Annotated in this window: 3 protein-coding genes and 1 tRNA gene; 3 read left to right on the top strand and 1 reads right to left on the bottom strand. The window is 67.5% G+C overall.

All coding sequences use genetic code 11. The annotated features are described in order from the left end of the window. The first annotated feature begins 166 nt into the window (after nt 1–166). A tRNA-Met gene (locus tag ASG52_RS15510) sits at nt 167–243 on the top strand. A gap of 294 nt (nt 244–537) precedes the next feature. After that, complete coding sequence (gene rlmB / locus ASG52_RS15515; protein ID WP_056244935.1) at nt 538–1,377, top strand: 23S rRNA (guanosine(2251)-2'-O)-methyltransferase RlmB; 840 nt, start codon at nt 538–540, stop codon at nt 1,375–1,377. A 4-nt stretch (nt 1,378–1,381) separates the two neighbouring features. Here rlmB and ASG52_RS15520 read toward each other — a convergent pair whose 3' ends face one another. Beyond that, nucleotides 1,382–2,455 (bottom strand): GAF domain-containing protein, encoded by a 1,074-nt coding sequence (locus ASG52_RS15520; RefSeq protein WP_156383990.1) that lies wholly within the window; start codon nt 2,453–2,455, stop codon nt 1,382–1,384. A gap of 328 nt (nt 2,456–2,783) precedes the next feature. Between ASG52_RS15520 and ASG52_RS27280 the strand changes: the two genes are divergently transcribed. Further along, the coding region (locus ASG52_RS27280; RefSeq protein WP_200945619.1) for a hypothetical protein at nt 2,784–5,750 on the top strand (2,967 nt) is incomplete at its 3' end.

Consider the following 5,750-nt stretch of genomic DNA (forward strand, 5'->3'; position numbering starts at 1 on the left):
CGCCCATGGTACTGTGTCTCAAGACACGGGAGAGTCGGTCGCCGCCAGGCCTGCCCAGCACAAGAACACTCACGCACCACATTCCCTCGACACGACCGGTCATCGGCCGACGCCACGGACACCGTGCCGCCACCGCGACCGACACCAAAAACAACACCGATACCGCCGCGGGGTGGAGCAGCCCGGTAGCTCGTCAGGCTCATAACCTGAAGGTCGCTGGTTCAAATCCAGCCCCCGCAACCAAACACACCAAGACACCAAGCCAAAGGCCCCGTGCTACCGCACGGGGCCTTCTGCTGTTCGGCACTGCCAAAAAAGGCGACGCTGCTTGCCTGGAGAGTGCGGAGCATTTGCAATGCCTTGGGCAAGATGCGGTTCGCGCGACCAGCCCGTCGGTTGGAGCGGGGGAGGGGAGGGTGCGAAGCCTTCACACCGCTGCTGCGAAAAAGCCGTTGCATCCCTTGACGGCGGGGTGGAGCGGGGCTTTGTCCGGAGCGCAGCTTTCCCCATTCGCCCATCCTCGAAAGATCGTTTGCCATGACGCCGCCCCGTGACGGTTCGGCCAAGCCGCCGGGATCGAAGAAGCCGGATTTCAAGCAAGGTTTCTGGCAGCGACGGTCCGGTCCGCCCCGGCTGCCCAGCCATACGCAGCGCGAGGGGATGGACCATGTCGTGCTCTACGGCTGGCATCCGGTTTCGCAGGCGCTGGCCAATGCCGGGCGGCGCTTCCATCGCCTGCTCGCGACCGAGAACGCGCTGCTGCGGCTGAAGGAAACGCTCGCTGCGCTGCCGATCGAGCCCGAGATCGTCCGCCCCGGCGCGATCGACCGCCTCCTCGGGCCGGACGCGGTGCATCAGGGGCTCTACGCCGAGGCCGAGCCGCTGGAGGCGCCCGCCCTCGACGCGATGCCGGACGACGCGCTGCTGCTCGCCTTCGACCAGATCACCGATCCGCACAATGTCGGCGCGATCGTGCGCACGGCCGCGGCCTTCGGCGTCACCGCCATCGTGACGACGGCCCGCCACTCCCCGAACGCCACCGGCGTCATGGCGAAATCGGCCTCCGGCGGCCTGGAGCATGTGCCGCTCGTCGTCGTGCGCAACCTCGCCGAGGCGCTGATCGAGCTGGGCGAGCGCGGCTTCACCCGGATCGGCCTCGATTCGGACGCCGACGCCCCCCTCGACAGCGTCGGGCCGCGCCGCCCGGCGGTGCTGGTGCTCGGCGCCGAGGGCAAGGGCCTTCGCCAGCGCACCCGCGAATGCTGCGACGTGCTCGTGCGCATCGACGCGACGGGGGCGATCCGCAGTCTCAACGTCTCGAACGCGGCGGCGATCACCCTCTACGCCCTGACCCGACCGGCCTCCGAGGCGGCGTAGAACTTCACCGAATCTGCGGCAGGGCGGCGAGCAGGCGCAGCAGGTCGCGCAGGTTACGTGCACCCGTTCGGTCGAGGATCAGGCCGAAGTAGGAGCGCGCCGTCGAGGTGGCGATGCCGCGCTCGGCCGCCGCCTCGTCGAAGGTGCGGCCGGCGAGCAGCAGGAGGCACAATTCGGCCTGCGCCGGGCTGACGCCGAACAACCGCACCAGCGTCGCGGCGTCGAGGCCGGGCGGCGCGTCGTCCCGCGTCAGGCAAATCAGCGCGTGCGCGCGTTCCTCGTGCCGGGTCGGCGTGACGAGGAGCGATAGGCCCGTGCCGTCGGGGCCGCGCACGCGCAACGCGCCGGGCTGTCCCTGGATCGCTCCGCGCACCAGCGCCTGGAGGCTGCGCCCCTCTGCCGGGGTGCCGACCGACAAGCCGGTCCCGCGGGAGCCGAATCGGAGAAAGCCTGCCTCGGCGAGTTCGGCGGCCGCCGTGTTCATTCCCCGCACCCGTGCTTCGCCGTCGCAGACGAGGACGGCGAAGCGCAGCGCGTCGAGCGCGGCGTCGCGGGCGGAGGCCGCCTCGCGCTCGGCCCGGAAGCGCCCGCGCAGGCTCAGGGCCGCCCGCAGGTGGATCGCGAGATCCTGCAGCACCGCCCGCTCGTCTTCACCAAGGAAGCGCCGCGTCTCGCAGCGGTTGAGGGCGATGGTGGCGAGGCTGCCCGATTCGAGCGGCATCACGAGGCCCATCGGCCGCACCATGCCGAAGTGCCGGGCGAAGTCGTTGTAGAACTCGCTGCGCAGAAGCTCGGCCTCATCGACCGAATCGGAGCCGAGATAGACGCGGTTCGGCGTCTTGCGCGAGGCGGTCCAGGGGTCGAGCGTCCGGTAGTATTCGAGATAGGGCGGGACCGATTCGGTGATGTCGGCCGTCTGGACGATCTCGCTGATGCCGCCGCGCTCCACGAACCAGAGGCCGGTGCTGTCCACGTCGAGATAGCTGCGCAGCGCGTAGGCGATCCGGCTCAGCGCGTCCGACTCGGCCGCCGCCGCGTAAATCGTGGCGATGACCTCGTCCCGCGACAATCTCGCCACGCCGCCCCCCGATCGACGGCCCGCGCGGCCGCTTCGCGTCGCCCCCCTCAGAAGTGAGGGTGCCCGCCTGTTCAGTTACAGGGTAAGCCGGGGTTCGTGCCTGTGAAAGATGCCATCTGTTGAAATCTGCACCTGCCCCGCCTCGAAACCGTTGTTCCGAGTGGAGCGGTAGGGATCCCATCCCGGGAAATGAATGCGCAGTCGGGGTAGGAAGTTTTCATTTCGATGGATGGCGCCACAATTTTGTGCAAAAAGCGTGAACAAACCGGTCCGTGCGCGCAACTCAGACGCCGCATGAAGATCGTTCTCGGGAGGATGGGGGATTACGATGGCGGCGCTCGCGAGTGACACGACCTACGTGTATCTGAACGCCGCCGGTGAAGTCCGGATGAAGATCGATTGGGTCACGACTTCATCGAAAGTGCTTTATTTTCGACCCAACGGTCAGGCGGCTCCCCAGGGAAGCTATCCGCCCGCCGACGATGCCGTGAGCTTCCGGCTCTACGAGGACGGCAGCCTCGCCCGCTACAACAGCCTCACCAGCGACGGCGGTCAGACGGTGATGCAGTTCGATCGGCCGACCGCGCAGACGAAGAAGGTCTTCGGCCCCGATAACAATTACTCGCACGGCCGCATGAGTTATGCGGAGACGCTCGAAGTTCGCCCCGACGGGACGAAGTATCACGTCACGAAAACGTTCGAGAATGGAAACCTGAAGAATTACTTGCTCGAAGAGATTCCGACGTCTTCGAACACGGGCCAGCCGCTCAAGCTCGTCGGCGAACTCGTCAACGGACTCTCGACCCTGACGCTGTCGAGTTCCGTGCTCGAAAGCCCGTTGAAGGTCAGCGGAGCCGGCTTCCTCAACGGCATCATCAACAACCTCAACTTCGCACAGCTCGTCGGCACGGACGGCGCCAGCATCATCTCGCGTGACAGCGCCGGTCTCATCGGCCAGGACGGCGGCTCGCTGATCGGCCAGGACGGCGGTTCGCTCATCAACTTCTCCCCGGCCGCGCTCATCGGCAACGACGGTTCGACCCTGATCGGCAACGACGGCGGCACGCTGATCAACCTAGCCGGGGGATCGGCCTCGATCCTGTCCGCGGGCTTTGCGATCAGCAACGGTTCCCTGTTCTCTACCAACGGCGCGCAATTGGCGGCCGGCATGACGTCCGGTGTGAGCTTCGGCTGCAACGCGTTGTCGATGATGCGTGGCTACAGGACGTTCTCGGAATCGAGTTTCAAGACGCCCGCCGGCACCGCCGGCGACGACGTGCTGAACGGCGGCGACGGCGACGACGTGTTGCGCGGCGGCCTGGGCGCCGATTCGCTCAACGGCGACGCCGGCAACGACACGCTCTACGGCGCCGACAGCAACTTCATCCGCAACGGCAGCTTCGAGACCGTCTTCGAGCCGGCCTTCGACGCCAACGGCTACGGCTACAACGATCCGATCGACGGCTGGACGGTCACCGGCGGGCGGCTCGAACTGTTCAAGGCCGGCAGCCAAGCGGGCGCGCCCTCGGACGGAAATTTCGGCGTCGATCTCGAAGGCAACCAGCTCAACACCAACGTCGCGATCTCGCAGGTGGTGGACGGCGTCCTCAACGGGGAGAGCTACCGCCTCGCCTTCGATGTCAGGCGGGTCGCAGGGGCCGACGCCAAGTTCGAGGTCTACTGGGGCGGCACCAAGGTCGATCTGACCAATGCGGGCGCCAAGGAGATCGTCCCCGGCACCGACGTCGTCACCTATTACATCAACGTCTTCGGCGGCGTGGGCGCGGGCGCCGACAGGAACCGGCTGACCTTCCGTGAGATCGGCGGCGGCGACGCCCACGGCACGCTGCTCGACAACGTCCGCCTCTACCGCGACGCGGGCGGAACCGACCCCGAGGCCAACGCCCTCGATCCGGCCCGCGACGGCAACGACAACTTCCTGCCCGGCACCGGCGCGGACACCGTCTACGGCCATGGCGGCGACGACGCGGTGATTTTTTCCGATATCGGCCCCGGCACCGACCAGTTCGCGGGCGGTTCCGGCACCGACCTCCTCGTCATGGACTGGTCGGGCTCGACCACCGCGATCCGGTATCTCGACCTCGTCAACAACGGCAGCCCGAACATCGCGCCTCAGATCGGCCAGGCGCGGGGCTACGAGCGCGACTCGGACGTGCCGGGCGAGCGCAAGCAGCTGCTCCTGTTCAACGAGGTCGAGCGGTTCATCCTGAGCGGCGGCACCCGCGACGACCGGCTGGTCGGCGGCGCGCTGAAGGACATCCTCATCGGCAACGGCGGCAACGACACCCTGATCGGCGGCGGCGGCTCCGACGAACTCGACGGCGGCGACGGCTTCGATACCGCGATCCTCACCCTTTCGGGCAACGGCAAGAATACGATCGATCTCAAGGCGCTCAAGAACGGCGGCAGCCTCACGCTGTCGGACGGCACCAAGCTGACCTCGATCGAGGCGATCGAACTCAAGACCGGCGACGGCGACGACTTCCTCGACGTGCGCGATACGGTCGCCAACCCCAGCAACCTGCCGAGCAGCAACGGCGACTACCCGACCACCGGCACCCGCTTCGAGGGCTTCGGCGGCGACGACACGCTGGCGGTCGACCTCGCCACCTCGCGCGAGGCGTTCTTCGACGGCGGCGCGGGCACCGGCGACCTGCTGATCATGGACTGGTCGAAGTCCACGCGGGACGTCGTCCGCTACAACGAGAGCTACGGCGGCAGCTACCAGTCGCTCTGGAAGACCGTCAGCATCAACGGCAGCGCCACCAACATCTACTTCAAGGTCGGCTTCAGCGGGGTCGAGCGCTTCGACCTCACCGGCGGCACCGGCAACGACGCCCTGTTCGGCGCCGACAAGGACGACCGCATCAAGGCGATCGGCGGCAGCGACACCGCGACGCTCGGGGCGGGCGCCGACACGCTCGTGCTGGACTATTCCGGGACCGCCGACGCCGGTTACGGCGTCGGCTACTTCGATGACCACCGGGGCATCTCCTCGGGCAGCCTCGCCGGGGGCTACGGCGGGTACTTCGCGCGCTACGGCACGAACGCCAACGTCACCTTCACAGGCGCCGAGCATTTCGACCTGACGCTCACCAACCGCAACGACAGGGTCATCGCCGGCGACGGCGACGACATCGTCAAGGGGCTTGGCGGTTCCGACAACCTGCAGACCGGCAAGGGCATCGACAGCGTCGACGGCGGCGACGGCGTCGACGCCTGGACGGCCGACAAGTCGGCGATGACGACCGGGCTGAGCCTGAACCTGAACGTC

It is taken from the genome of Methylobacterium sp. Leaf456 (assembly GCF_001425465.1).
Classification (GTDB): domain Bacteria; phylum Pseudomonadota; class Alphaproteobacteria; order Rhizobiales; family Beijerinckiaceae; genus Methylobacterium.

What these genes read in the sequence shown, in the direction of transcription:
- rlmB (WP_056244935.1), top strand. Translation starts at nt 538, where the DNA reads ATGACGCCGCCCCGTGACGGTTCGGCCAAGCCGCCGGGATCGAAGAAG.